General features: G+C 71.7%; 20 protein-coding genes and 1 pseudogene. 11 read left to right on the forward strand and 10 right to left on the reverse strand.

Features of this window, described 5'->3' with window-relative positions; translation table 11 throughout:
* Positions 1 to 117: 117 nt before the first annotated feature.
* Positions 118 to 1,026, reverse strand: a complete 909-nt coding sequence (locus tag ACZ4WH_RS16365) for a GNAT family N-acetyltransferase (RefSeq protein ID WP_468180819.1) — start codon at positions 1,024 to 1,026, stop codon at positions 118 to 120.
* Between the two features lie 261 nt (positions 1,027 to 1,287).
* Here ACZ4WH_RS16365 and ACZ4WH_RS16370 point away from each other — a divergent pair, with 261 nt between their 5' ends.
* The gene (locus ACZ4WH_RS16370; RefSeq protein WP_468180821.1) at positions 1,288 to 2,394 is read left to right on the forward strand and encodes a PP2C family protein-serine/threonine phosphatase; all 1,107 of its coding nucleotides are present in this window, start codon (positions 1,288 to 1,290) and stop codon (positions 2,392 to 2,394) included.
* A gap of 38 nt (positions 2,395 to 2,432) precedes the next feature.
* Here the strand turns inward: ACZ4WH_RS16370 and ACZ4WH_RS16375 are convergent, their stop codons facing one another.
* Together ACZ4WH_RS16375 and ACZ4WH_RS16380 are read right to left on the reverse strand one after the other, a co-directional pair.
* Positions 2,433 to 2,873: an Lrp/AsnC family transcriptional regulator gene (locus tag ACZ4WH_RS16375; RefSeq protein ID WP_468180823.1), complete on the reverse strand. Its 441-nt coding sequence runs from the start codon at positions 2,871 to 2,873 to the stop codon at positions 2,433 to 2,435.
* Between the two features lie 27 nt (positions 2,874 to 2,900).
* Complete coding sequence (locus ACZ4WH_RS16380) at positions 2,901 to 4,250, reverse strand: transaminase (protein WP_468180825.1); 1,350 nt, start codon at positions 4,248 to 4,250, stop codon at positions 2,901 to 2,903.
* Between the two features lie 339 nt (positions 4,251 to 4,589).
* Here ACZ4WH_RS16380 and ACZ4WH_RS16385 point away from each other — a divergent pair, with 339 nt between their 5' ends.
* Positions 4,590 to 5,057: a hypothetical protein gene (locus tag ACZ4WH_RS16385; RefSeq protein WP_468180827.1), complete on the forward strand. Its 468-nt coding sequence runs from the start codon at positions 4,590 to 4,592 to the stop codon at positions 5,055 to 5,057.
* Between the two features lie 4 nt (positions 5,058 to 5,061).
* Here ACZ4WH_RS16385 and ACZ4WH_RS16390 read toward each other — a convergent pair whose 3' ends face one another.
* Complete coding sequence (locus ACZ4WH_RS16390; protein WP_468180829.1) at positions 5,062 to 5,271, reverse strand: hypothetical protein; 210 nt, start codon at positions 5,269 to 5,271, stop codon at positions 5,062 to 5,064.
* 263 nt (positions 5,272 to 5,534) lie between these two features.
* On the opposite strand from ACZ4WH_RS16390, the gene ACZ4WH_RS16395 reads away from it, so the two are divergent.
* A complete protein-coding gene (locus tag ACZ4WH_RS16395; RefSeq protein ID WP_468180831.1) occupies positions 5,535 to 6,776 on the forward strand; it encodes a serine hydrolase domain-containing protein in 1,242 nt (413 codons plus the stop codon).
* Positions 6,777 to 7,153: 377 nt separating this feature from the next.
* Here ACZ4WH_RS16395 and ACZ4WH_RS16400 read toward each other — a convergent pair whose 3' ends face one another.
* Both ACZ4WH_RS16400 and ACZ4WH_RS16405 read right to left on the reverse strand, forming a co-directional pair.
* Positions 7,154 to 8,752 (reverse strand): MFS transporter, encoded by a 1,599-nt coding sequence (locus tag ACZ4WH_RS16400; protein ID WP_468180833.1) that lies wholly within the window; start codon positions 8,750 to 8,752, stop codon positions 7,154 to 7,156.
* Positions 8,753 to 8,924: 172 nt separating this feature from the next.
* The gene (locus ACZ4WH_RS16405; protein ID WP_468180918.1) at positions 8,925 to 9,398 is read right to left on the reverse strand and encodes a MarR family winged helix-turn-helix transcriptional regulator; all 474 of its coding nucleotides are present in this window, start codon (positions 9,396 to 9,398) and stop codon (positions 8,925 to 8,927) included.
* Between the two features lie 103 nt (positions 9,399 to 9,501).
* Between ACZ4WH_RS16405 and ACZ4WH_RS16410 the strand changes: the two genes are divergently transcribed.
* The 3 genes from ACZ4WH_RS16410 to ACZ4WH_RS16420 all read left to right on the forward strand — a co-directional run bounded on the left by ACZ4WH_RS16410 (position 9,502) and on the right by ACZ4WH_RS16420 (position 12,864).
* Positions 9,502 to 10,122: an L-threonylcarbamoyladenylate synthase gene (locus ACZ4WH_RS16410; RefSeq protein ID WP_468180835.1), complete on the forward strand. Its 621-nt coding sequence runs from the start codon at positions 9,502 to 9,504 to the stop codon at positions 10,120 to 10,122.
* A gap of 621 nt (positions 10,123 to 10,743) precedes the next feature.
* Positions 10,744 to 11,499 (forward strand): dienelactone hydrolase family protein, encoded by a 756-nt coding sequence (locus ACZ4WH_RS16415; protein WP_468180837.1) that lies wholly within the window; start codon positions 10,744 to 10,746, stop codon positions 11,497 to 11,499.
* Between the two features lie 150 nt (positions 11,500 to 11,649).
* Positions 11,650 to 12,864 carry a glycoside hydrolase family 64 protein gene (locus tag ACZ4WH_RS16420; protein ID WP_468180839.1) on the forward strand — a complete coding sequence of 405 codons (1,215 nt, stop codon included), beginning with the start codon at positions 11,650 to 11,652 and terminating at the stop codon, positions 12,862 to 12,864.
* Positions 12,865 to 12,923: 59 nt separating this feature from the next.
* Here the strand turns inward: ACZ4WH_RS16420 and ACZ4WH_RS16425 are convergent, their stop codons facing one another.
* On the reverse strand, positions 12,924 to 15,326 hold the full coding sequence (locus ACZ4WH_RS16425; protein WP_468180841.1) for a M4 family metallopeptidase: 2,403 nt from the start codon (positions 15,324 to 15,326) through the stop codon (positions 12,924 to 12,926).
* Positions 15,327 to 15,618: 292 nt separating this feature from the next.
* Here ACZ4WH_RS16425 and ACZ4WH_RS16430 point away from each other — a divergent pair.
* A pseudogene (locus ACZ4WH_RS16430) lies at positions 15,619 to 16,433 on the forward strand (SAM-dependent methyltransferase).
* A gap of 26 nt (positions 16,434 to 16,459) precedes the next feature.
* On the opposite strand, the gene ACZ4WH_RS16435 reads toward ACZ4WH_RS16430, so the two are convergent.
* Complete coding sequence (locus ACZ4WH_RS16435; RefSeq protein ID WP_468180843.1) at positions 16,460 to 16,747, reverse strand: DUF1905 domain-containing protein; 288 nt, start codon at positions 16,745 to 16,747, stop codon at positions 16,460 to 16,462.
* Between the two features lie 138 nt (positions 16,748 to 16,885).
* Here ACZ4WH_RS16435 and ACZ4WH_RS16440 point away from each other — a divergent pair, with 138 nt between their 5' ends.
* Both ACZ4WH_RS16440 and ACZ4WH_RS16445 read left to right on the forward strand, forming a co-directional pair.
* On the forward strand, positions 16,886 to 18,397 hold the full coding sequence (locus ACZ4WH_RS16440; protein WP_468180845.1) for a metallophosphoesterase family protein: 1,512 nt from the start codon (positions 16,886 to 16,888) through the stop codon (positions 18,395 to 18,397).
* An 87-nt stretch (positions 18,398 to 18,484) separates the two neighbouring features.
* Positions 18,485 to 19,513, forward strand: a complete 1,029-nt coding sequence (locus ACZ4WH_RS16445; protein ID WP_468180847.1) for an LLM class flavin-dependent oxidoreductase — start codon at positions 18,485 to 18,487, stop codon at positions 19,511 to 19,513.
* 1 nt (position 19,514) lies between these two features.
* Here the strand turns inward: ACZ4WH_RS16445 and ACZ4WH_RS16450 are convergent, their stop codons facing one another.
* Together ACZ4WH_RS16450 and ACZ4WH_RS16455 are read right to left on the reverse strand one after the other, a co-directional pair.
* The gene (locus ACZ4WH_RS16450) at positions 19,515 to 20,489 is read right to left on the reverse strand and encodes a TauD/TfdA dioxygenase family protein (protein WP_468180849.1); all 975 of its coding nucleotides are present in this window, start codon (positions 20,487 to 20,489) and stop codon (positions 19,515 to 19,517) included.
* A gap of 27 nt (positions 20,490 to 20,516) precedes the next feature.
* Positions 20,517 to 22,097 (reverse strand): glycoside hydrolase family 32 protein, encoded by a 1,581-nt coding sequence (locus ACZ4WH_RS16455; protein ID WP_468180850.1) that lies wholly within the window; start codon positions 22,095 to 22,097, stop codon positions 20,517 to 20,519.
* Between the two features lie 153 nt (positions 22,098 to 22,250).
* On the opposite strand from ACZ4WH_RS16455, the gene ACZ4WH_RS16460 reads away from it, so the two are divergent.
* Both ACZ4WH_RS16460 and ACZ4WH_RS16465 read left to right on the forward strand, forming a co-directional pair.
* Positions 22,251 to 23,660, forward strand: a complete 1,410-nt coding sequence (locus ACZ4WH_RS16460) for an extracellular solute-binding protein (protein ID WP_468180852.1) — start codon at positions 22,251 to 22,253, stop codon at positions 23,658 to 23,660.
* The gene (locus tag ACZ4WH_RS16465; RefSeq protein WP_468180854.1) at positions 23,657 to 24,607 is read left to right on the forward strand and encodes a carbohydrate ABC transporter permease; all 951 of its coding nucleotides are present in this window, start codon (positions 23,657 to 23,659) and stop codon (positions 24,605 to 24,607) included. The genes ACZ4WH_RS16460 and ACZ4WH_RS16465 overlap by 4 nt, the downstream gene beginning before the upstream one ends.
* Position 24,608 lies beyond the last annotated feature (1 nt).

Raw genomic sequence — 24,608 nt, forward strand, 5'->3', positions numbered from 1 at the left:
CGTGGGGGGCGATGGCAGGCTCGCGCACCCGACCCCCCCCCCCCCCCCCCCCCTGCCCCCCCCCCCCCCCCCCCCCCCCCCCCCCCCCCCCCCGCCGGTCACCGCGCCGTCAGCGCGTCACCCGGCCGAGACCTCATGGTCGGTCCAGTAGTTGACGCGTTCCCGTACGACGGGATAGCCGGCCTTGGCGAAGTGCGCGGCCATCGGGACGTTTCCCTGGTCGGTGGCGGCGGCGATGAACTCGGCGCCCTGTTCGACCAGGAAGTGGGTGCACTCGACGAGCAGGTCGTAGGCGTAGCCGTGGCCCCGGTGTTCCGGGACCACGCCGATGAAGGCGACGCACGGCCCGCCGGGGTTGCGCGCCGGGATGTGGATGCCGACCGGGTCGCCCTCCGGTGTGCGGGCGACCTGCCACCACTCGCGCGGCGACGGGAACCAGTGCAGGATCTCCAGGTCCTCCCGCGCCGCCTGGTCCACGCCTCCTTGCTCGATGGCCCGGCGGGCGTGGGCGTCGAGCGTGCCGGAGTTGATGCGGCGCAGCAGGTCGAGGAACACGGCGTCGTCCGGTTCGGCGGTGAACAGGAGCCGCGCGGGCCGCGCGGGCAGTCCCCGGTCCGGGGTCCAGCGGTAGAGGAAGCGTTCCACCAGGGGGGTGTAGCCGGCCTGGCGCGCGGCACTCTCCCGGACGGCCACCGCGGCCCGCCGCAGCGGGTCCTCGCGCCAGCCGGTGGGCAGGTCGAGTTCGAGTTCGGGTGTCTTCCAGGGCGCCGTCCGCAGCAGTTCGGCGCCCGCCTCCTCCTCGCCCTCGGCGACGTCGAACCAGTTGATCACCAGGGGCTCGGGGTCCTCGGGCCGGCCCCACCAGGCGGCGCGCGCCACGGTGCGGCCGTCGCGCAGGGCGACGCGCTGCCAGTCGGGTCGGTAATGGGTGCCCCGGTGCTTGTCGCTCAGGGCGAGCGGGTCGGGCATGGTGCGGAAAAGGTGAGCACTGCTCTCGTCGAGCGTGCGGATGACCACGTCGGTCAAGGAATCCTCCGGGATGCGTACGGTGTGCGCGCTCCCGGTCTGCTCAGACGTGACACGCCCGCGGCACGGGGAGGGGGGAGCGCTGGATGGGGATGATCCACATGACACTCGCCTCCTTGTCCGTCCGTCTCGGGCGTGGTGATCACAGGCTAGGGGGCCGGCCGACCGAGGTCCACCCCTTTTCTGAGGAGTGTTTGCGCACGGCGTTCCGCGGGTTCTTCCGCGCGGCGCGGTACGCCGGGGGCGGCGTAACTTGGGGATGTGGAATCGGTGCGCGGCCGGTCGTCGCGCGGGGACCGGGAGGATCGCGGCTGGCTGCGGGGCGCGCCGCCGCCGTGGTGGGTGCGGGTGCTGCCCGTGCTGCTGCTCGCGGCCGTCGGCTCGGCCACGATGGTCACGACCCATGCGCGCGATCTCGGTTTCCTGCTGGGCGCGATCCCGCCGCTGGCGGTCCTGTCCTACGGCCCGCTGATGACCGGTCTGCTGGGTGTGGGCGCGATCCTGGTGCTGAACCTCCCGGCCACCCATCTGAACCTCCCCGGCAACACGGATGTGCTCACCATCGCGTTCGTGGCCGCGCTGAGCGTGTTCGTGTCCTTCGTGCGCAGCCACCGGGACGCCCAGCTGGACACCGAGCGGGCGATCGGCGAGGCGGTGCAGCGGGCCGTGCTGCCGCCGCTGCCGGACCGGGTCGGTCAGGTCGGGTGCGCGGCGTTCTACCGGGCCGCGCAGGACGGGACGCTGGTGGGCGGCGACTTCTTCGACGTACGGAAGGGGCCGTGCGGCGTGCGCGCGGTGATGGGTGACGTGCAGGGGCACGGGCTGGCGGCGGTCGCGACGGTGGTGTCGCTGCTGGGGGCGTTCCGGGAGGCCGCCCTGGACCAGCCGGACCTGGAGTCGGTGGCCGCCCGGCTGGACCGCCGGCTCGCGGTGGACTCGGCGGACGTCCGGGACGGGGAGTTGTTCGCGACGGCCCTGCTGCTGGAGTTCGTGGCGGACACGGCCGCGGTCCGGCTGGTGGCCTGCGGTCATCCGGCGCCGGTGCTGCTGCACGAGGGACAGGCCCGGGAGGTGACCGTCGCGCCCGGTCCGCCGCTGGGCATCGGGCTCCTCGGGGTCGATCCGCCGAAGGAGGTCACCGTGCCGCTCGGTCCCGGCGACCGGCTCTTCCTGGCCTCCGACGGTGTGTGGGAGGCACGGGACGGCACCGGCACCTTCTACCCGCTGCCGGAGCGGCTGGCCGCCCTGGCCGGCACCCCGTCCGCCGAGCTGCCCGGCGCGGTGTGGGCGGACCTGGCACGGCGGCACTACGCGATCCGCGACGACGTCACCATGCTGGTGCTGACGCCCGGGCAATCGGCCGCATGACCTGGTCGTTCTCCGTCGGTCAGCCCACGTCCCGTCGATCAGCCCACGTCCCACAGGAAGCGATGGGTGTGGATGCCGAAGTACGGGAAGGACCGGATCTCGCGGACGCCCTCGATGGGGCGCACCACGTCGTTGACGAAGTCCAGCAGCGCCTTCGGGCCGGGAGCGACCACCTCGGCGAAGAGGTCGAAGCCGCCCGAGGTGAGCACCGAGTAGACGACCTCGGGGCGCTCGGCGAGGGTGTCGGCGACGGTCCGGGGGTCGCCGTCGACGCCGATCCCGAGCAGGGCCATGGCCTGGCCGCCCATGGCCATCGGGTCGGTGACGCCGACCACCTGGACCGCCTTGGAGTCCAGCAGCCGCTGGAGGCGCTGCCGGGCCGCCGAGGCGGACAGCCCGACCTTCGGACCGAGGTCGGCGTAGGCGATACGGCCGTCGGTCTGCAGCTCACGCAGGATGGCCCGGTCGATGTCGTCCATGTCCTTCATCTCGTCCGGCTCTCTTCCTCAGGCGGCCAGTTCGGCGAGCGCGGCGGCGAACACCTCGGTGTGGGTGTCGACGTCCCGCTCGGTGGTGTCCGGGCACATCAGCGCCATGTTGTGGAACGGGGTCAGCAGGATGCCCCGGTTGGCGAGGTAGAGGTGCAGGAAGTCCTCCAGCTCCGGGTCGGAGGCCGCCGCGGACTCGGTGCCGGTGCGGGGGGCCGGGGAGGTGAAGCGGTACTCGGTGCGGGCGCCGAGCCGGGTGACCGACCAGGGCAGCCGGTGTGCCTCGATGCCGGCCCGGACGCCCGTCTCGAAACGCTCGGCGAGGGCGGCCATCCGTGCGAACGCCTCCGCGGTCAGCACGTGCTCCAGGGTGGCGCGGGTGGCCGCGACCGACAGCGCGTTGCCCGCGAGTGTGCCGCCGACTCCGCCCATGTCGACGAGATCCAGGTCGCTACGGCCCAGCAGCCGGTCGGCGAGTTCGGCGGACAGCCCGTAGGCGCCGGCCGGGATGCCGCCGCCGATCGCCTTGCCGATGGTGAGCAGGTCGGGTTCCAGGTCCCAGGCGGCCGTGCAGCCGCCGGGCCCGGCGGAGAAGGTGTGCGTCTCGTCGTTGATGAGCAGGGCGCCGTACCGCCGGGTCAGCTCGCGGACGCCGGTGAGGTAGCCGGGTTCGGGCAGCACGATCCCGATGTTGGTGAGGGCGGGCTCCATCAGCACGGCGGCGACGTCACCGTGGGCCAGCTCCCGCTCCAGCCCGGCGAGGTCGTTGAACTCGGCGACCCTGCTGGTCAGTGTCACGTCGCAGGGCGCGCCCACGTTGCCGGGGCGGGCGGTGCCGGTGCCGTCGGGGCCGGTGACGATGAGCGACTCGTCCACGCTGCCGTGGTAGCAGTAGCTGTTGACCAGGATCTTCGGCCGGCCGGTGACGGCCCGGGCGAGCCGGATCGCCCAGCGGTTGGCGTCGGTCGCGGTGAGCGAGAAGCTCCAGCGGGCCAGGCCGAACCGCCGGGTCAGTTCGGCCCCGACCCACTCGGCGTCCTCGGTGGGCAGCATGGCGGTGGCCCCGCCCAGTTCGGCGTACCGGCGGTGCACCGCCTCGGTGACGGGGGCGGGCGAGTGACCGGCCATCGCGCCGGTGTCGCCGAGGCAGAAGTCGATGTACGCGTGCCCGTCGACGTCGGTGACCCGGGCGCCCCGCGCCCCGGCCAGGTAGCGCGGAAAGGCACCGGCGGTCTTGTTCATCCAGGTCATCGGCACCCGGCCGAAGAGGTGGTCGGCGCGCGCGTAGGCCGCCCGGGAGCGCGGGTTGCGGCGTTCGGCCTCGGCGCTCTCGCGGGCCAGAAGGGCGTGCAGACGCGTGCGGTCCATGGGACACCTCGACAGAGACGGCGACGAATGCGGTGAGCATACGACTGAAAAGAGGCCGATCTCAAGGTCTGACGATCGATTCAATTGCGCGTACGCCGGAATCGAGCGCGGCCTGATCACTCCATCCCCGGACGGGTGACGCGCCCCTGCCTCTCAACTGACGAACCGGCACGCGGAGTTCGAACGTGCCGCCTCAAACGCCAGGGCTCGCCACCCCTTCCGCCACGTAGAAATATCTACAACCATGCATATGCCGGGTCGGCGTGCGGACGCACGGAGTGCCCGGTCACGGTCGTTCCCTGCGCTCGGGCAGGCGAGCGAGGACACCCGGAGCGGTGCATGACGAACACGATGTGGATGCGGGGCGTCGAGTGGCTGGCGGCGGCGTCGGCCGACCCGCGCGCCTGCAAATGGGAATGGGACCACGGCGAGGGCATCGCGCTGCTGGAGGCGGGCCGCTTCTGGGACGTGCTGAGCGTCCCCGACCGGCTGGGACTGCTCACCCTGGACCTGCTGTGGCGGCCGGGCCTGCCGGTGCCCGGGCCGACGCTGGTGGACACGGCGGCGGGGCGGGTCGGGTTCTTCCTGCCGCCGGACCCGTCCGGCGGCTGGATCGGCGCCGGACTGCGCTACGCGACCAAGGGGTCCTGGGTCGCCGTTCCGCCGCCCTACCGGCCCGCGCGGTCCCTGGAGTGGCTCGTGCCGCCCGACGGCACCGGCGCGCTGCACGCGCCCGGCGCCCTGGAGGAGGCGCTGCAACAGGCCAACGGCAGGCTGGCGGTGCTCGCGCCGCTGCGCGGGCAGTAGCGGATCAGCGGCGCCCGGGCTCGCGCCGGGCGCCGAGGGTGCGGCCGGAGAGGGCGGCCCACAGCGCGTCCGGCTCGGCCGGGACGGTCCGCCCCTGCGCCCGCCACTCCGCGACGAGCCGGGCGTAGATCGGCTCCCCGGTACGGTCCACCTGGCGCAGCCGGCGCATCCGGTCCATGCGCTCCATCCGGTCCATCCAGTCCAAGCGGTTCATGCCGGGGCAACGCCCGGGGCCCGCCACCGGTACGCTCCGCGCCGCCCGCTCACCGGGTCGGGTGAGTCCATCGCCCGAACGAGGCCTTCCGCCCGTCGGACAAGCATCCCGTCGGTCAGGGCTGTCCTGGGGCTGGGCCGGGACCGAAGTGGGCGGGCCGCGCCCGGCGGGCGCCGTGTGCCGGGCGCTCCTATGCTGGGGAGGTCCGGGCTCCGACGTCCGCCCCCGCGCACGGTCGCCTCTCACGTGCTTGGAGTCAGCCCATGTCGCCTACCTCCGTACGCCTGCGCCGGGCAACCATGGCCGCCCTACTGGCGGGAACGCTGAGCGCGCCGCTCACGGCAGAGGCCGCGCCGGCCGCCGTACCGGCCGCGTTCGCCGCCGCGCCACCCAGCCCGTCGCCCTCGGAGCCGGACGTCCGCGACCTCTCCCCCGCCGTGACACGCCAACTCGACGCGTCCGTACGGCGGGTGATGCGCGAGGCGAACGTGCCGGGCGTGACCGTCGGCATCTGGACGCCGGGTCAGGAGAGTTACGTCCGCTCGTTCGGCGTCGCCGACAAGGCGAACGGCCGGAAGATGACGCCGGACCTCTACACGCGCATCGGCAGCGAGACGAAGACGTTCACCGTGACGGCGCTGCTGCAACTGGTGGACCAGGGCAAGGTCGGCCTCGACGACACGATCGGCGCGTACGTCGACGGCGTACCGAACGGCGACCGGATCACGCTGCGGCAGCTGGCCGGCATGCGCAGCGGGCTGTTCAACTACTCCGAGGACGACGACTTCTTCAAGGCGCTCACCTCCGACCCCCGACGCCCCTTCACGCCGCGGCAGTTGCTCGACTACGCCTTCAGGCATCCCGTGCTGTTCCGGCCGGGCGAGAAGTTCTCCTACAGCAACACGAATCTCATTCTGCTCGGCCTGGTCGTGGAGAAGGAGAGCGGTCAGCACCTCGGGGACTACATCCAGCGGCACATCCTCGCTCCGGCCGGCATGCGGCACACGCTGTTCCCGGACGGCGGCGAGTTCCCCACCCCGCACGCGCAGGGCTACACCGACCAGACCGCGAACGGGAAGGTCGCCGACACGGCCGGCTGGAACCCGTCCTGGGGATGGGCGGCCGGGGCGATGATCTCCACACTGGACGACCTGCGCGTCTGGGCGCCCACGGTCGCCACCGGTGAACTGCCCGACGGCGAACGGCTGATCAGCCCCGCCACGCAGAAACAGCGTCTCATCACCCCGGCGACCCCGATCCCGGGCGCCGGATACGGGCTGGGCATCTTCGACGTACAGGGCTGGATCGGCCACAACGGCTCCCTGCCCGGCTACGAGTCGCTGACCATCTACCTCCCGGCGACGCGCACGACCCTCGTCGTCCTCCTCAACACCGACATCGACCACGACGACGAAGAACCCAGCACGCTCTTCGGCCGGGCGATCACGGAGATCATCTCCCCACGGCACGTGTTCAACCTGCCGGCCGCACCGGCGGCCAGGTAGCAGTCGACTCGGTCAGTTCGTTTTCCGCCCGTACGCGCCGACGGACATGGCTCCGCCGGCGGCCTGGGGGGGGTGGCCGCCGGCGGAGACGCCGCGCCCCGGGCGGGGGGAAGGCCCTGGGCGACTCAGGGGTCGGATGCCCGGGAATCCGGGAAGTACGCACACGAATTCCGGCTGATTCCCAGATTCCCGCGAGACGGGACGCCGGCAGGCCAACCGCCCAGTCAGCCCCGGCACGCGGCAGGCCACCGCTCAGTCAGGCCCGGCACGCGCCAGGCCACCGCTCAGTCAGGCCCGACACGCGCCAGGCCACCGCTCAGTCAGGCTCCGGCACAGCCGGACCCGCCGCTGAAGCGCTCCCGGCGCCCGGCGCCCGCTCACTCCGCCTCGGTCGTCCCGCCGCCCCTCATCCCGGCCGCCGCCAGAGCCGCGCCCAGGAGGCAGAGCGTGCCGGTGACCATCGCGGCGGCGTGCAAGCCGTTCATGAAGGCCTCGGCGCTGCCCTCGGTCACGGCCGCCCGGAGGGGGTTCGGCAGGGTGCGGGAGACGGGGGCGACCCCCATCGCGACCGCGTCCTTGGCCTCGGCCAGCTGTCCGGCCAGGGCCTGCGGCACGCCCGCGCCGGTCAGCTCGGTCCGCAGCGTGGCCCCGACGCGGGCGCTGATGACGGAGACCAGCACCGAGGTGCCGAGGGCGCCGCCGATCTGCAAGGTGGTCGCCTGGAGTCCGCCGGCCACACCCCCGTCCCGTACGGGCGCGTTGCCGACGATCGCGTCGGAGGACGCGGAGAGCACCATGCCGACGCCGAGACCGAGCGCGACGAACGGCGGCCACATGGTGGCGTACGGCGAGTCGCCGGACCAGCTGAGCATGGTGAAGCAGGCCGCCGCCTGGAGCAGCATGCCGAGCGGCATGCAGAAGCGGGCGCCGAAGCGCTCGGTCAGGACGGCGCCGAGCGGGGAGGCGACGAGCGAGGCGAGGCTCAGCGGCAGGGTGTGCACGCCCGCCTGAACCGGCGTCAGACCGCGCACGTTCTGGAGGTAGAGCATGACGAAGAAGATCACACCCAGCATGACGAAGAAGTTCAGGGCGGTGATGACCGTACCGACCGTCAGGGCGCGGCTGCGGAAGAGCCGCATCGGCAGCAGCGGGTGCTCGACACGGGTCTCGTGGCGGCCGAACACGACGAGGAGCAGCAGGCCCGCGAGGATCGCGCCCCACGTGCCCGCCGACGCCCAGCCCCAGATCTCGCCCTTGACGACGCCGAAGACGACGCTCAGCAGGCCGAGCGCGAGCAGGACGACACCGGTGACGTCGAAGCGGTGGTGTCCGGTCGCGTTCCTCGACCGCGGCAGCACGAACGCGCTGAACGCGCAGGCGAGTACGCCGATGGGCAGGTTGATGTAGAAGACGGACTCCCAGCTGACGTTCTCCACCAGCAGGCCGCCGACGATCGGGCCGAGGGCGGTGGAGACGGCCGAGACCATCGCCCAGATGCCGACCGCCCTACCGAACCTGCGGGGCGGGAACACCGCCCGCAGCAGGCCGAGGGTGTTGGGCATGAGCAGGCCGCCGAAGACTCCCTGGAGCGCGCGGAAGGCGACGACGCCCGTGATGGAGCCGGACAGGCCGATGGCGACGGAGGAGAGCGCGAATCCGGCGACGCCGGCGAGATAGAAGCCGCGCCGGCCGAACCGGTCGCCGAGCTTGCCGCCGAGGATCAGGGTGGCGGCGAGGGCGAGCAGGTAGGCGTTGGTCACCCACTGCAACTGGACGGTGGACGCGTGCAGTTCGCGGCCGATCTCGGGGTTGGCGATCGCGACGACCGATCCGTCGAGCTGGACCATGAACAGGCCGAAGGCGACCGCGCAGAGGGTGAGCCAGGGGTTGGCGCGCCGCCGGGCGGCCGTGGCCGGCACCGCGGGCGAAGCGGGCGACGCGGGCACGGCGGAGTGATCCACGGAGGTGGACGGCATGGAGAAGCCTCGTCTGGTACGGGGATGGGTTACGGGGATGGGTGAGGAAGAAGACGCCCACGACGGCACACGCGCCCCCGGCGGCCGGGCGCCGGGACCGTACGGACCGCGACCGCACGACCAGGACCCGCGACGGCACACGAAGAGCGCGGGGGCCGGAAGGGTCTACGCGTCAGTGAGCGGCAGGATGGAGCCCGCGCGTCAGTGAACGCAGAGCACCGAGGGCCGAGCCCAGGGCGTCCATCTCGCCCTCGGTCAGCGAGAGCAGGACCTCCGTGAGATGGGAGACCTGTAGGGCGTGCACCTCGCCGAGGCGCCGCCGGGCGACCGGCGTGGGGTGCAGACGGACGACGCGCTTGTCGGCGCTGTCCTGCCGGCGCTCCAGCAGCCCCTGCTCGGTGAGCTGGGAGACCAGCGCGCTGACGTTGTTGGGCTTCATCAGCAGGGCGTCGGCGGCCTCGCGGACCGTGGCTCCCTCGTGCTCGGCGACGTGGCGCAACAGGTTGAGATGTCCCTCGGGCGGCTTAGGGAGGGCGTACTCCCGGGCGACCAGCCGGTCCAGGGCCCGGTGCAGCGCGGGCAGGGCGTCGGCGAGCGCCGAGGCGACGCGGTCGACGTCCCGCTGGGGAACGCTGGATCCGGACAGGGAGGACACGACCGCAACGATAGGTATGACTCCATACCCATGTCAAACAGATATGAGGTCATAGGTATCTCCCCCACGCCCCGCGACGGCATAAGCTCGGCAGATGGCGAAGTACTTCGACGTGCACCCCGACAACCCGCAGCCACGGAGCATCGGCCAGGTCGCCGACGCGGTCCGTTCGGGGGCACTCATCGCATATCCGACCGACTCCTGTTACGCGCTCGGCTGCCGGCTGGGCAGCCGTGACGGCATGGACCGGATCCGCTCCATCCGCCGGCTGGACAACCGGCACCACTTCACCCTGATGTGCCGGGACTTCGCGCAGCTCGGCCAGTTCGTCCGGGTGGACAACGACGTGTTCCGGGCCGTGAAGGCGTCGACGCCCGGCAGCTACACGTTCATCCTGCCGGCCACCCGCGAGGTGCCGCGCATGCTCCAGCACCCCAAGAAGAAGACCGTGGGCGTGCGCATCCCCGACCACGTGGTCACCCAGGCGCTGCTGGCGGAACTGGACGAGCCGCTGCTGTCCAGCACGCTGCTGCTGCCGGACGAGGAGGAGCCGCTGACCCAGGGCTGGGAGATCAAGGACCGGCTCGACCATGTGGTGGACGCCGTGGTCGACTCGGGCGACTGCGGCACCGAGCCGACGACGGTGGTCGACTTCTCCGGCGGCGAGGCGGAGATCGTCCGGCGCGGCGCCGGAGACACCAGCCGCTTCGAGTGAGCGTGGCGGATGTCCGGCCGAGCCGGATGAACGCATCGGACATCCCGCCCGGCCGGATGAACGCCTCGGACATCGCGCCGGGCCGCATGAGCGTCACGGACATCGCGCCGAGCCGGATGAACGTCTCGCACAACCCGTCGGGCCGCATGAGCGTCGCGGACGTCCCGCCGGGCCAGATGAGAACGTCTCGCACAACCCGTCGGGCCGTGTGAGCGTCGCGGACGTCCCGCCGGGCCAGATGTGAACGTCGCGGACGTCCCGCCGGGCCAGATGAGAACGTCTCGCACACCCCGCCCAGCCGAATGAACGTCTCGCACAACCCGTCGGGCCATGTGAACGTCGCGGACATCCCGCCGGGCCAGATGAGAACGTCTCGCACACCCCGCCCAGCCGAATGAACGCATCACACATCCCACCGAGCCGCGTGAGCGTCACGGACACCCCGCCGAGCCGGGTGACCGTCGCCGACATCCCGACGGCCGGGTGCGCACCGGCCGCCGCGCGTGAGCGCCGGGGCATCGGACGCGCCGGCGTGGATCTTGCGTGGCAGCATGGCCGTAGCCGCGGCGCCGGGCAGGCATCCGCCGCCCGCGCCCATCCCCGAGGGAGGGCCTTCTCACCATGACCGATGTCCGGGCGACCGCCGTCGACATCCCCACCGAGGACGGCGTCGCCGACGCCTACCTGGTCCATCCGGCCGACGGCCGCCCCCGTCCGGCCGTCCTCTTCTACCAGGACGCCTACGGTCTGCGGCCGTGTCTGCGGTCGATGGCCGACCGGCTGGCCGGCGCCGGTTACACGGTGCTGGTGCCGAACGTGTTCCACCGCCTGGGCCGGGCACCGGTCCTGGATCTGCCCGAGTTCATCGACCCGGACGCCGACCCGACCATCTGGGACCGTCTCGGCCCGATCGTCGCGGGGCTGACCCCCGACCAGGTCAGGCGGGACGCGGGCGCCTGTCTGCGCTGGCTGGCCGACAGTCCGGTCGCGGCCGGCGGCCCGGTCGCGCTGACCGGCTACTGCATGGGCGCCCGGCTCGTGCTGTGGACCGCGGGCGCCCATCCCGACCGGGTCGCGGCGGGGGCCGGCTTCCACGGCGGACGCCTGGCCACCGACGACCCGGACAGCCCGCACCTCCAGGCGCCGAACATCACCGCGGAGCTGTACTTCGGGCACGCCGACGAGGACCCGTCGCTGCCCCCGGCGCAGGTGGCGCGGTTCGAGGAGGCGCTGACCGCCGCCGGGGTGCGGCACACCTGCGAGGTGTACGCCGGCGCCCACCACGGTTACACACAGGCGGACACCCCGGCTTACGACCGGCAGGCCGACGAGCGGCACTGGGCGGCGCTGCTCGCTCTGCTCAAACGCACGTTCTGACGACGGGACCGGGGCCCGCCCGGCGGGTGGACGCCGGGCGGATCTCGTCCATGGCATTGACATGAACCCGTCCCGCCGGGAAATCTGAGAGCGCTCTCAAAGAGGTACGGACCAAGTCCGTACGACCCCGACCCCACACGGAGGTGGAGAGTGCCTCACAGGCTCACCCGCCGCGCGCTTCCCCGGCGCGCGCTTCCCCTGGCCGCCGCCGCGGCGCTGCTCGGCGGACTGCTCGGCCTCGGCGCACCGGAGCGCGCCGACGCCGCCGTCCCCGACACCATCCCCCTGAAGATCACCAACAACTCGGGCCGTTCCGAGCCGGTGTACATCTACGACCTCGGCACCCAGCTCTCCTCGGGACGGCAGGGCTGGGCCGACGCGAGCGGCGCCTTCCACGCCTGGCCGGCGGGCGGGAATCCGCCGACTCCCGCACCGGACGCGGCGATACCCGGCCCGGCCGCCGGGCAGTCCACGACCATCCGCATCCCGAAGTTCTCCGGCCGCATCTACTTCTCGTACGGCCAGAAGCTCGACTTCAGGCTCACCACGGGCGGGTTGGTGCAGCCGGCCGTGCAGAACCCGTCCGACCCCAACCGGAACATCCTCTTCAACTGGTCGGAGTACACGCTCAACGACTCCGGGCTGTGGCTCAACAGCACCCAGGTGGACATGTTCTCGGCGCCGTACGCGGTCGGGGTGCAGCGGGCCGACGGCAGCGTCAGCAGCACCGGACATCTGAAGTCCGGTGGCTGGAGCGGCTTCTTCAACGCACTGCGCGCACAGCCGGGCGGCTGGGCGGGCCTGATCCAGACCCGCTCCGACGGCACCGTGCTGCGCGCGTTGTCCCCGCTGTACGGCGTGGAGACCGGCGCGCTGCCGGCGAACGCGATGGACGACTACGTGGGCCGGGTCTGGCAGAAGTACGCGACGTCGACGCTGACCGTCACGCCGTTCGCGGACCAGCCGAACACCAAGTACTACGGCCGTGTCTCCGGGAACGTCATGAACTTCACCAACGCCTCCGGCGCGGTCGTCACCAGCTTCCAGAAGCCGGACGCGGCCAGCGTCTTCGGCTGCCACAAGCTGCTGGACGCGCCCAACGACCAGGTGCGCGGGCCCATCTCCCGTACGCTGTGCGCCGGTTTCAACCGGTCGACCCTGCTGGCGAACCCCGACCAGCCGGACACCACGACGGCGAACTTCTACCGGGACGCGGTGACCAACCACTACGCGCGCGCCATCCACGCGCAGATGGCCGACGGCAAGGCGTACGCGTTCGCCTTCGACGACGTCGGCAACCAGGAGTCACTGGTGCACGACGGCAGCCCGCAGCAGGCGTATCTGACACTGGATCCGCTGAGCTGACACACGAGCGGTCCCGCACCCGGACGGCCGGGTGCGGGACCGCTGTCGTCAGCGCCGGATCAGCCGGTCGTCAGGGCCGTGTCGTCCACGACGAAGCTGGTCTGGAGGGAGGAGTCCTCCACGCCGTTGAACTTGAGCGTGACCGTCGAGCCCGCCAGCGAGGACAGGTCGAAGGTCTTCTGGCTGTAGCCGGAGGCCGCGTTGAGGTTCGAGTAGGTGGCGAGGGTCTTCGAACCGGCGGTCACCGTCAGCTTGTCGTACTGGGTGCTGGTGGTGGTCTCGGCGGTGTCGATGTGCAGGTAGAAGGTCAGGGTGGCCTTGCAGCCGGCGGGGATGGTCACCGACTGGGACAGGGTGTCGGTGTGCGAGGAGCCGTACCCGTCCAGCCAGGCCTTGTAGGAGCCGCTGTGGGCCGCCTCACCGCTGTCGGTGGTGATGACGCCGCTGGTCGCGGTCCAGCCGGTGCCGCCCGACTCGAAGCCGGGGTTGCTCAGCAACTGGGTGGAGGTGCAGCCGCCGCCGGTCGCGCTGACCGTCCAGCCGAAGGTGGCGGTGCCGGTCGCGCCGGTGGAGTCCTTCACCGTGACGGTGGTGCTGGAGGTGCCCGCCGTGGTGGGCGTGCCGGTGATCAGACCGGTCGAGCTGTTGATCGACAGGCCGGCCGGCAGACCGGAGGCGCTGTACGTCAGGGCGCCGCTGTTGGTGCTGCTCGCCTGGATCTGAAGGCTCACGGCGGTGCCGACGGTGGCGGACTGGCTGCCCGGGTTGGTGACGGTCACGCCGCTGCTCGGCGGGTTGATGTGGCTGCCGACGTTGATGCCGGCGAAGGCGTTGCCCACTCCGGCGTACTGCGTGGAGTTGGTGCCGTACAGCGCGGCGGCGGCGTTGAGGGCGGCGGTGCGGGCGCCCGCGTAGTTGGTGCTGGACGTCATGTACGTCGTCAGCGCCTTGTACCAGATCTTCAGGGCGGCGTCGCGGCCGATGCCGGTGACGGCGACGCCGTCGGAGGTCGGGCTGTTGTAGGTGACGCCGTTGATGACCTTGGTGCCGCTGCCCTCGGACAGCAGGTAGAATATGTGGTTCGCCGGACCCGAGGAGTAGTGCACGTCCAGGTTGCCGACGCCGGAGTACCAGCTGTCCGCCGAACCGCCGTCCTTGCTCGGCTTGTCCATGTACCGCAGCGGCGAGCCGTCGCCGTTGATGTCGATCTTCTCGCCGATGAGGTAGTCGCCGACGTCCTTGGAGTTGTTCGCGTAGAACTCCACGCCGGTGCCGAAGATGTCGGAGGTCGCCTCGTTCAGGCCGCCCGACTCACCGCTGTACTCCAGGCCGGCGGTGTTGGAGGTGACGCCGTGGGTCATCTCGTGCCCGGCCACGTCCAGCGAGGTCAGGGCGTGGGTGTTGCCCGAGCCGTCGCCGTAGGTCATGCAGAAGCAGCTGTCGTCCCAGAAGGCGTTGACGTAGCCGCTGCTGTAGTGGACGCGGCTGTAGGCGGCGACGCCGTCGTTGCGGATGCCGCTGCGGCCGAAGGTGTTCTTGTAGAAGTCCCAGGTCTCCTGGGCGCCGTAGGCGGCGTCGGCGCCGGCGGTCTGGGTGTTGGAGCCGGTCCCGTCGCCCCAGACGTCGTCCGCGTCGGTCATCAGGGTGCCGGTGCCGGAGGTGCCCCTGTTGAGGTTGTACGTCTTGTGCCCGCCGCGCGTGGTGTCGTACAGCTGGTACGTCGAGCCCGACAGCGTGGTGTTCAGGGTGACACTGCCGCTGTACTGGGTGTTGCCGGTGCCGGTCTTGATCGCCTGGTACCGGTACAGCTCCTTGCCGCTGGTGGCGTCGGTGATGACGTGCAGCTGGCTGGGCGTGCCGTCGTCCTGGAGGCCGCCGATCACCGTCTCCCAGGCGAGCTTCGGGGTGCCGTCGCCGGCCCAGATCACCTTGCGGGCGCTGTCGGTGGTGGGCTTCTCGGCGTCGAGGGACCGCGCCGCCTTCAGGGCCTTGGTCTCGGCGGCGGCCTTGGTGAAGGTCGCGGTGGTGGAACGCACCGTGATCGCGCGCTTGTTGTTGAAGGTGGTGCTCACGGTCCCCGTGGCCCGGGAGGCGGGCGGGGTGTGCACGACGAGGTCGCCGCCGAGGACGGGCAGCCCGGCGTACGTGCGCTCGTACCGCGTGTGCAGGGTGCCGTCGTTGTCCTTGACGACGTCCCTGACGACCAGCTTCTCCTGGGCGCCGAGGCCGAGGGTGCGGGCGGTCGTGGCGGTCTGCTGCCGGGCGCTCTTGATCAGCGCCTGGTGCTGGGCCGGGCTGAGCTTGGCCTCCAGGCCGCCGGCGCGCAGCGGGCTGGGGTGGACAGCGGCCGGCGCGGCGGTCGCCGGAACCGCCTGGAGGCCGACGGCGAGGAAGGCCGCGGTGGAGACCAGGGCGGCTCCGACCGTGGCCCGCTTGTGGGGAAGGGGTCTGTGGGGTCTCACTCGTACTCCTCCTGCTGCGGCCGCCGGTCGGCGGCCGGTGACAGACGGGCAGACGGGTCTGCTGCCCGGGTGAGCTGAGCTGTGCGGGACCGTGATCCGTGAACGGGTGGGGTGGATCAGCGTGCTGAGGGAGAATGACAGCATTGACCGAGTCATGTCACCTCGCGGCGGGTCAATCGAGGGTTTTCCCTATCGGCCGGGAAGCGCGAACAGGGAGGTGGGGAGGGGCCTTTGGGGCGTAGGTTGTGCCGTGGCGGAACCCACGCCTCGGCTGAAAAGAGGGGCACGACTCATGACCGATCCGGCCACGCGCCCCCGTCGGCGGCGCACCAGCAGATCGACACGTCGGTGCCGCAGTCGGCCCGCATCTGGAACTACTGGCTCGGCGGCAAGGACAACTACCCGGTCGACGAGCGGGCCGGCGACGCGTACACCGCCGTCTTTCCCGGCATCGTCACCATCGCCCGCAGCAGCCGTGCCTTCCTGCGCCGCACCATCACCTACCTGGTCCGCGAGGCGGGCATCCGGCAGTTCCTGGACGTCGGCACCGGCCTGCCGACCGCCGAGAACACCCATGAGGTCGCCCAGCGGCTCGCGCCCGAGTCACGGATCGTCCACGTCGACAACGACCCGATGGTGCTGGCCCACGCCCGGGCGCTGCTCCACTCCTCGCCCGACGGCGCGACCGCCTACGTCGACGCCGATGTGACGGACCCGGACCGCATCCTCGCGACCGCCGCCGAGACGCTGGACCTCTCCCGGCCGACCGCGCTGATCCTCAGCAACATCCTGGGCCATGTCGCCGATCACGACCAGGCCCGCTCCATCGTCGGCCGGCTGATGGCCGCCCTGCCGCCGGGCAGCCACCTCTCCGTCAACGACGGGTCGTCGGGGATCGATCCGGTCTTCGAGCGGGCCCAGGAGGCCTACAACAACAGCGGCGCCGTCCCGTACAACCTGCGGACCGCCGAGGAGATCACCTCGTTCTTCGACGGCCTGGACCTCATCGACCCCGGGGTCGTACCGGTCACCCGGTGGCGCCCGGAGCCCGGTTCGCCCGCCCCGGAGATCATCGCCGAGCACGGGGGGCTCGCGCGGAAGCCGTGACCGTCCGGTGCCGAGCCCCGTGGCCGTCACAGGCGCACGGTCAGCTCCACGGCCACCTCGTCGCCCACCGAGAGCCGCTCCGACGTGCGCACGGCCTTCTTCAGCGGGAGCAGGTACGTGCCGTCCCTGGGGAAGAGCGAGGTGGTGAAGTCGGTTCCGCCGATCCTCGCCGTGACGGGGATCGCGCCCCAGCCGTAGGTGGCCTGGGCGGCCACCTCGCCGATGTCCGCGGATTCCTGGTCGGGCACGGCGACGAAGTAGTACGGCGACGGTCCCCGCCACTCGACGATCCGGCCGGCGAAGGAGAGCCGCATGCGATCCGTTTCCGTTCGGGAGGAGGGTTCACGCCGTCGCGCACAGCCTAGCGGGCACCGAACCGGCCGGCCCGGTGCGCACGTTGAGCGAGACCCCGGCATCGCACCGCTGACCGGCGCGTTGTTACCGTGCACCGCGTGTCTGACTCCTCACGCGATACCGCACAGGGCGCCGGCTGGGGCGCGGCCGAACCCGGCACCTACAAGCGGCTGATGCCGGACCACGTCGAGAAGCTGTCGTGGCTGGATCCGCGCGTTCTGTGGGCCGCCCGCAACGGCGTCCTGGCGTCCTGGTTCGGCGATCCGACCGGTCGTACCCGCAGCCGCTGGGTGGCCGCGCGGACGGCGGCGGGAGCGCCTGCGGACAAGGTGATCCGGCGAGACGTACCGGAACGATTCTCCTTCATGGTCATCGGGGACACCGGTGAGGGCGACGACTCCCAGTACGCCGTCGTGCCGGGGTTTCTGAAGGCGGGTCGGGACACCGACTTCGCGGTGATCGCCAGCGACGTCATCTATCCCGTCGGCAGCGCGGACGACTACGGCGACAAGTTCTTCCGGCCGTACCAGGACTATCCCGCGCCGATCTACGCGATCCCCGGCAACCACGACTGGTACGAGGATCTCGGCGCCTTCATGCGCGTCTTCTGCGCCGACACCCCGCCGCTCGGCCCGGAGCCCCGGCCCCGCCCGCTCACCCGCGCCTGGTGGCGCACTCTGCTGTGGCACCGGGCGCGCCCCGCCGACGAGCAACGGCTGGCCGGGGCTCGGACGTTGCGCTCCGCGCCGGGCCAACAGGCCGTGCAGCCGGGCCCGTACTGGGCGATCGACGCGGGCCCGGTGCGGATCGTCGGCATCGACACCGGTCTGCTGGGCACGGTCGACGCCGAACAGGGCGCCTGGCTGCGGGAGATGTCCCGGGGGCCCCGGCCGAAGATCCTCGTCACCGGATCACCCTTGTACGTCGACGGCGAGCGCCACCCCTGCCCCATCGAGGGCGGCGGCACGGTGGACGAGATCGTCCGGGCCCCGGAGCACCACTACGTGGCCGCGATCGGCGGCGACATCCACAACTACCAGCGGTACCCGGTCGACGTCGACGGCCGCACGATCCAGTACGTCGTCGCGGGCGGCGGCGGGGCGTTCACGCACGCCACGCACACCATCCCGCGCGTCTCGGTCGGCGGTGTCACCGAGCGCGACTTCCGCTGCTATCCGCTGCGCGGCGACTCGCTCGCCTTCTACAGCCGTCTGTACGGCCGCCGGCTCCGGCTGCCCCGCTTCTTCAGCCTCACCGAGGCGGAGGCCACGGCCGTGATCGCCGAACGGCTCGGCATCGAGCCGGCCCGCGCACCCGGCCCGGACACCCGGATCACCCGCCGTACCCGCCTGGTCGCGAGCCTCCTCGGGGCCGGCCGCCGCCCGGACCGGCCCGCCCGGTTCCGGCTGCCCGTGCGGAAGATCTACACCCAGCTGTTCTCGCCGTCCTCCGCCACCTACAGCCCGCCGTTCTTCAAGTGCTTCCTGCGGCTGGACGTCGGTCCCGACGCGATCCGGCTGCGCTGCTTCGCCGCGACCGGCAACCGCGCGCAGGAGGTCGATCCGCCGGTCGAGGACGAGGTGGTCATCCCGCTGCCCCGATCAACCTGATCAGGGGCCGGTCGAACTGATCACACGGTTGTCACACTCGCCTGCGAGAATCGGTGCGGAGCCGACGTACGACCGCTGGAGGAGCCCGTGCCGTCCACCTCTCGCCCGCTGCGCAAGCTGGGCTTCCTCACGATCGGCCTGTTCGACCCGGCGGACCCGGGCCGGGGCCACGAGTCCACCCTGGAGATCATCGAGCTGGGCGAGCGGCTCGGCTTCGACAGCGCCTGGGTCCGCCACCGGCATCTCCAGTACGGCATCTCGTCCCCGGTCGCCGTCCTGGCCGCCGCCTCGCAGCGCACCCACCGGATCGAGCTGGGCACCGCGGTGACACCGCTCGGCTGGGAGAACCCGCTGCGGCTCGCCGAGGACCTGGCGACGGTGGACGTGCTGTCCGGCGGCCGGCTGAACCCGGGCGTCAGCGTGGGCCCGCCGACGCACTACGACCAGGTCAAGGACGCCCTCTACCCGGACACCGCCGACGCGGAGGACTTCTCCTACGAGCGCGTACGGCGGCTGCTGGACCTGGTGCGCGGCAAGCCCGCCACCGACTTCAGCGGGGTGGAGGGCATCGAGGTGTTCAGCGATGTCGTCCAGCCGCACTCCCCCGGGCTCGGCCGGCGGCTGTGGTACGGCGGCGGCAGCCTCGGCTCGGCGCGCTGGGCCGGGGAGCACGGCATGAACCTCCTCACCAGCAGCGTCGTCAAGGCGGAGGACCCTCAGGCGCCACTGGACTTCGCGGAGATCCAGCTGTCCCACATCCGCGCGTTCCGCGCCCACCACCCCGACGGGGAGGCGGCCCGCGTCTCCCAGGGGCTGGTGGTGATCCCCACCGACTCGGCGACCTCGCGGCAGCGCGCCAGGTACGAGGCCTACGCGGCCCAGCGCCTGCCCCGTACGACCTCACCGCAGGGCCCGGCGCGGCTGCTGTTCGCGCCGGACCTGGTCGGCACCTCGGCGGAGATAGCCGAACGGCTGCACGCGCACGCCGCGTTCCGCGAGGTCGACGAGGTGGCGTTCGCGCTGCCGTTCACCTTCGAGCACGAGGACTACGTGCAGATCCTGACCGACATGGCGACGCGGCTGGGCCCGGCGCTGGGGTGGCGGCCGGGCGGCTGAGTCACCACCGGCCCGCTTCCGTGCCGGTGACCGGTTCGGACGGCCGCCCGTCCACCCCGACCGGCACCTCGCCCTGGAGCATCACCCGATGCATGATCCGCGGGGAGCCCACGTGCGCGTGGTCGCTGGGGGCCAGGTGCATGGTGGCCCGGTTGTCCCAGAAGGCGACACTGCCGGGCTCCCAGCGGAAGCGGACCGTGTACTCCGGACGCACCGCCTGCTCCACCAGCATCTCCAGCAGGGCCGCGCTCTCCGGCCGGGAGACTTCCACGATCTGCTCGACGTAGTAGCCGTTCACGAACAGCACCCGCTCCCCGGTCTCCGGGTGCACCCGGACCAGCGGGTGCACGGAGGCGACCTGGTGGTCCAGCAGGTGGCGGACGTAGGCGTCGTCGCCGGGCCGGGGCTGGTAGCCGACGCCGAGCCGGTGCTCGGCGCGCAGGCCGTCGACGAAGGCGCGGACCGGGGCGGACAGTCCGGCGTAGGCGGCGGCCAGGTTGGCCCAGGTGGTGTCGCCGCCGTAGGGCGGGACGGTCTCGGCGCGCAGGATGGTCGCGGCCGGCGGGTCGACGCGGGCGCCGTGGTCGCAGTGCCAGCCGCGCAGCAGGGTGTGCCGGCGCCGGCTCAGCCACTCGTCACGGTCCATGCCGTACCGTCCGCCCAGTTCCAGCCGGTCGGCGGTGGTCTCGATCTCGGGGAAGCCGGGCGGCGAGTGCGGTCCGCGTCGCGGGAGCGTGACCGGCTCGCCGAAGCGGCGCGCGAAGGCGATGTGCCCGGCGTGGTCCAGCCGCTGGCCACGGAAGAACACCACCTTCCAGCGCAGCACCGCGTCCCTGATGAGGGCGATCACCGTGTCGTCCAGCGGCTCGGCGAGGTCGACGCCGGTGATCTCGGCGCCGATGTGCCCGGCGACCGGCCTCACCTCCACGCCCGGGACGTGCCCCGTTCCGTCCGCGGTCGCCCTGTCCGTCGTCATGCGCCCTCCGGTGCTCGTCCGTGTCCGCTACCGGAGAGATCGTGACACTCCCTGCCCCGGGACGGCGAACTCCCGTATCACCGTGTTCCGGAAGACGGCGGTGCCGCCGACGGCGAACAGGGCCAGGCGGTCGTCGACCAGATAGGGGAAGACCTCGGCGGAGTGCACGTACCGGCCGTCGTCCACGAACATCTCGACGGACGTACGGTCCACGAGGACGCGCAGCCGCACGCGGCCGGCGGACCGGTCGAACGGGGTGCGGCTCTCCTGCCGGGTACCGCCGGTGTCCGGGTTGACCGTGCCGCGCCGGTTGAGGAAGGCGTAGTCGCCGTACACCCCGGCGTCGATGTGCCGTACGCCGTCCGGGGAACGGCGCAACTGGACGCCCGCGCCGGTGAGTTCGGACCAGGTGATCTCGGTGGTCAGCTCGTAGGAGATGCCTGTGTGGTCCAGCGTGCGGGTGCCGTCGACCGTCAGGTCGCCGAGGCGCACGGTGCGGGAGACGTACGCGTCGAGCGCGGAGACCGGGCGGGAGGCGAGGTAGTAGCCGCCGGAGGCGCCTTTCTTCAGGGTGATCTCGCGGACGATGGAGTCGGTGCCGTTGAAGCCGTCGCCGTCGAGGGTGGGCGTGGTGTGCGCGTAGGCCCAGTTGTTCAGCCAGCCGAGGGCGTGGCGGGTCGCCGGGTCCACCGTGCCGTCCGGGTTCCGCTTCTCGAAGGTGACGGCCGCGTACCAGTCCCAGCCGTGGTCGAGCCACTGCGGGTCGGCCGAGTCGGCGGTGAACGTGCCGCCGTCGAACGCACCCGTCCAGTAGGCGTAGGTGGGAGGCTGCCCGGAGCCGGTGCCGTCCGCGCTCACGCCCAGCACCCACTTCACGGTGCCGTCGTCGGCGGTGATGCGGAACAGGTCGGGGCATTCGAGGACGCCGAGGCCGTCCTTGACGAAACCGCCCGCGTACGTCCAGGACCTGAGGTCCGCCGAGTGGTAGAAGCCGACCTTGTTCCGTTCGGCGAGGGCCATCACCCAGCGGTCGTGGTCGTCGTCGCGGATCACCTTGGGGTCGCGGAAGTCGAGGACGCCCGGGTTGGGGAGAACGGGATCGGTGCCGTGGTGCGTGAACGTACGGCCGCCGTCCGTCGAGTAGTACAGGAACTGCTCCTGGTGGTCGGTGCCGCCGCCGGGTGACATGGTGACGACGGCGACGACCGCGCCCGCGCCGAAGCCGGCCGTGCCGCCGGTGTCGACCACCGCCGAGCCCGACCACACATCACCGTTGACGGTCGTGTCCTTGGGGACGGCGATGCCCCGGTCGGTGAAGGAGACGAGGTCGGTGCTCGTGGCCAGCCGCCACGCGGTGCCCTCGCGGCCGTCCAGGTAGTCGGCGTTGTAGAGGTAGTAGCAGTGGTACTCACCGTCGATCCAGACCGGTCGCTGCGGGTCGTTCTTCCACTGGTCGGGCACGGTGAAGTGGTAGTCGGCTCGGTAGCGGGCGCATCCGGCCACCGGCTCGGACCGCGGCTTCGCCCCGGCGGGCGCCGCGGGCACCAGCGCCGCGCCGGCACCGGCGGCGGTGGAGGCGAACAAGGCTCTTCTGCTCAGGCCACGCATCACTCACAGTCCCCTTCCTGACGGGCCATCGGCTCAAGGACTGTAGACCTAACTCGTTAAAGGTCAAGGGTTCCCGCGCCTTGACACCACCGTGGCCCGCTTCTCATCATCTGGGGCATCACCCCTCGACTAACACGAGTTAGGCACGCTTGGATGACCGACTCGCTCTTCTCCCGCCGCGCCCTGCTGCGGTACGGCGCCTACGGCGCGGGAGCCGCCGCGCTCGCCGGTACCGCCGCGAGCTGGGACCGGCTCACCGGGGCCGACATCCCGGGCCGCGACGACGGCTCCCTGGTCGTCGCCACCCTGGGTTCCGCGTTCGCCCCGGCCGGGGTCCGCGCCCTGGTCGACGGCTTCCGCCGGCTGCACCCCGACATCAAGGTCCGCGTCAACGCGGTGCAGGCCGTGGACTGGTCCGACTTCTTCGCCAAGATCCTCACGCAGATCGCGGCGGGCACCGCGCCCGACCTCGTCTATGTGGCCACCGAGGGCGTGCAGTTGTTCGCCCGCCACCTTGGCGTGCCCCTGGACCGCTGGGTGCGGCGGGACGCGGCCGAACTGCGGGAGTACTTCGCCGACGTCCATCCCTCACTGGTGGAGTCGATGATGTACGAGGGCAGCCTGTACCAGCTGCCGATCGAGTTCAACGCCGCCGACATGTACCTCAACACCCAGGTGCTGCGCCGCGCCGGCGCGGAGTTCCCGGCCGGGGACTGGACACGGGACGACTTCACCGCGCTGCTGCGCCGGATGAAGAAGGCGAGCGACTCCCACTTCACGCCGTACTTCTGGACCAACCGGCTGTGGGGCGGGGTGGTCCCCTGGCTGTTCGCGAACGGCACCAACCTGCTCGCCGAGTCCAAGGCGCCGGGCGGCTCGTGGCTGTGGGACGCCTTCTACCCGGCGAACCGGCGGCGGGGCCGCGGGGGCGGCTTCCGCTGGACGACCCCGCAGGCCACGGAGGACCGGGTGGTGGAGGCGTACGACTATCTCGCCGCCCTGGTCCACGACGGACTGTGCACCCGCCCCGAGGGCGGCAACGGCCAGAACCTCATCGGGGTGTTCTCCACCGGCCGCGTCGGGGTCACGCCGGCCGGCGGCTTCTGGGCGGGCGGCCTCCACCTGGCCGGGATGCGCGCCGACGGCTTCGACGTGCAGTACTTCCCGCGCCGGCACACCCAGCGGCACCAGTTCGGCGCGGCCGGCTACGCGCTGCTGCGCACCTCGAAGAAGCAGGACGCGGCCTGGGAGTTCATCAAGTACTCGGCCCGGCGCGACACCCTGAGCAAGCTGTTCACCACCAACCAGACGACCCCGGCCCGCCGTTCGATGCTGACCGCGGACCGGTACCGCGAGACCGGCCCGGCGCACTGGCGGGTCTTCTACGACACCCTCGACACGTTCCCCGACACCGGTCCCATCCCGGCTCCGCCGCAGGTCGCCGAGGTGACGCAGGTGCTGCTCAAGCACACCGGGACGGCGCTGTCGAGCCCGGGCGCGGTCGGGCCGGCGCTGCGCCGGATGCAGGGCGATCTGGAGAAGGCCATGGAGCGTGACGTATGACGGACACCCGGATGTCCCCCGTGCGGCCGCGTGCCGCGAGCCCGGTCGCGCCGGCCGTGCGACCGGGAGCGCGTGAGCGGGGGACGCGCCTGCTGGCGGCGGTGTTCCTGGCACCGACCGTGGTCGGGATCGTGATCTTCACGGTCGTACCGATCGTCGGTTCGGTCGTGCTGAGCCTCTTCCACTGGAACGTGATCGATTCGCCCGGTTTCGCCGGTACGGCCAACTACCGGGAGGTGTTCAGCGACGCGACCGTTCTGGTGTCCTTCCGCAACACGCTCGTCTTCATGATCTTCGCGGTCGCCGCGCAGCTGTTGATCGCGCTGGCGCTCGCGCTGACGCTGAACGGCCGAATGCCGGTATGGCTGCGATCGGTCTTCCGCTCGGCGTTCTTCTTCCCCCTCGTGCTCTCCGCCGCGTCCATCTCGGTCGTGATGAAGTACCTGTTCAACCAGGACTTCGGAGTGGTCAACTGGCTGATCGGCCTGTTCGGGATCGCTCCCGTGCCCTGGCTGACCTCCGAGCACGGTGCGATGGCCACGGTGGTCATCGTGTACGTGTGGCAGCAGTTCGGGTTCTCGTTCCTGCTGTTCGTGGGGGGACTGAACAACATCCCCAAGGAGATCCACGAGGCCGCCGCGCTCGACGGCGCGACCGGCGTGCGCAAGCACCTCGCCGTCACGCTCCCACTGCTCTCCCCCACCCTGCTGGTGGCCTCGGTGGTCGGCATCATCAACGCGCTCCAGGTCTTCGAGCAGCCGTACGTCCTCACCGACGGCGGCCCCGGCGACTCCACCCGCACGGTCGTGATGGTCATCTACGAGAAGGCCTTCGAGCAGCTGCGGTTCGGCGAGGCGTCCGCGGTGGGTGTGCTGCTGTTCGTGCTGATCATGGCGGTCACCGCCCTCCAGTTCCGGCTCAGCCGGCGTTTCGTCCACTACCAGTGAG

The organism is Streptomyces sp. NPDC029138, assembly GCF_055564375.1.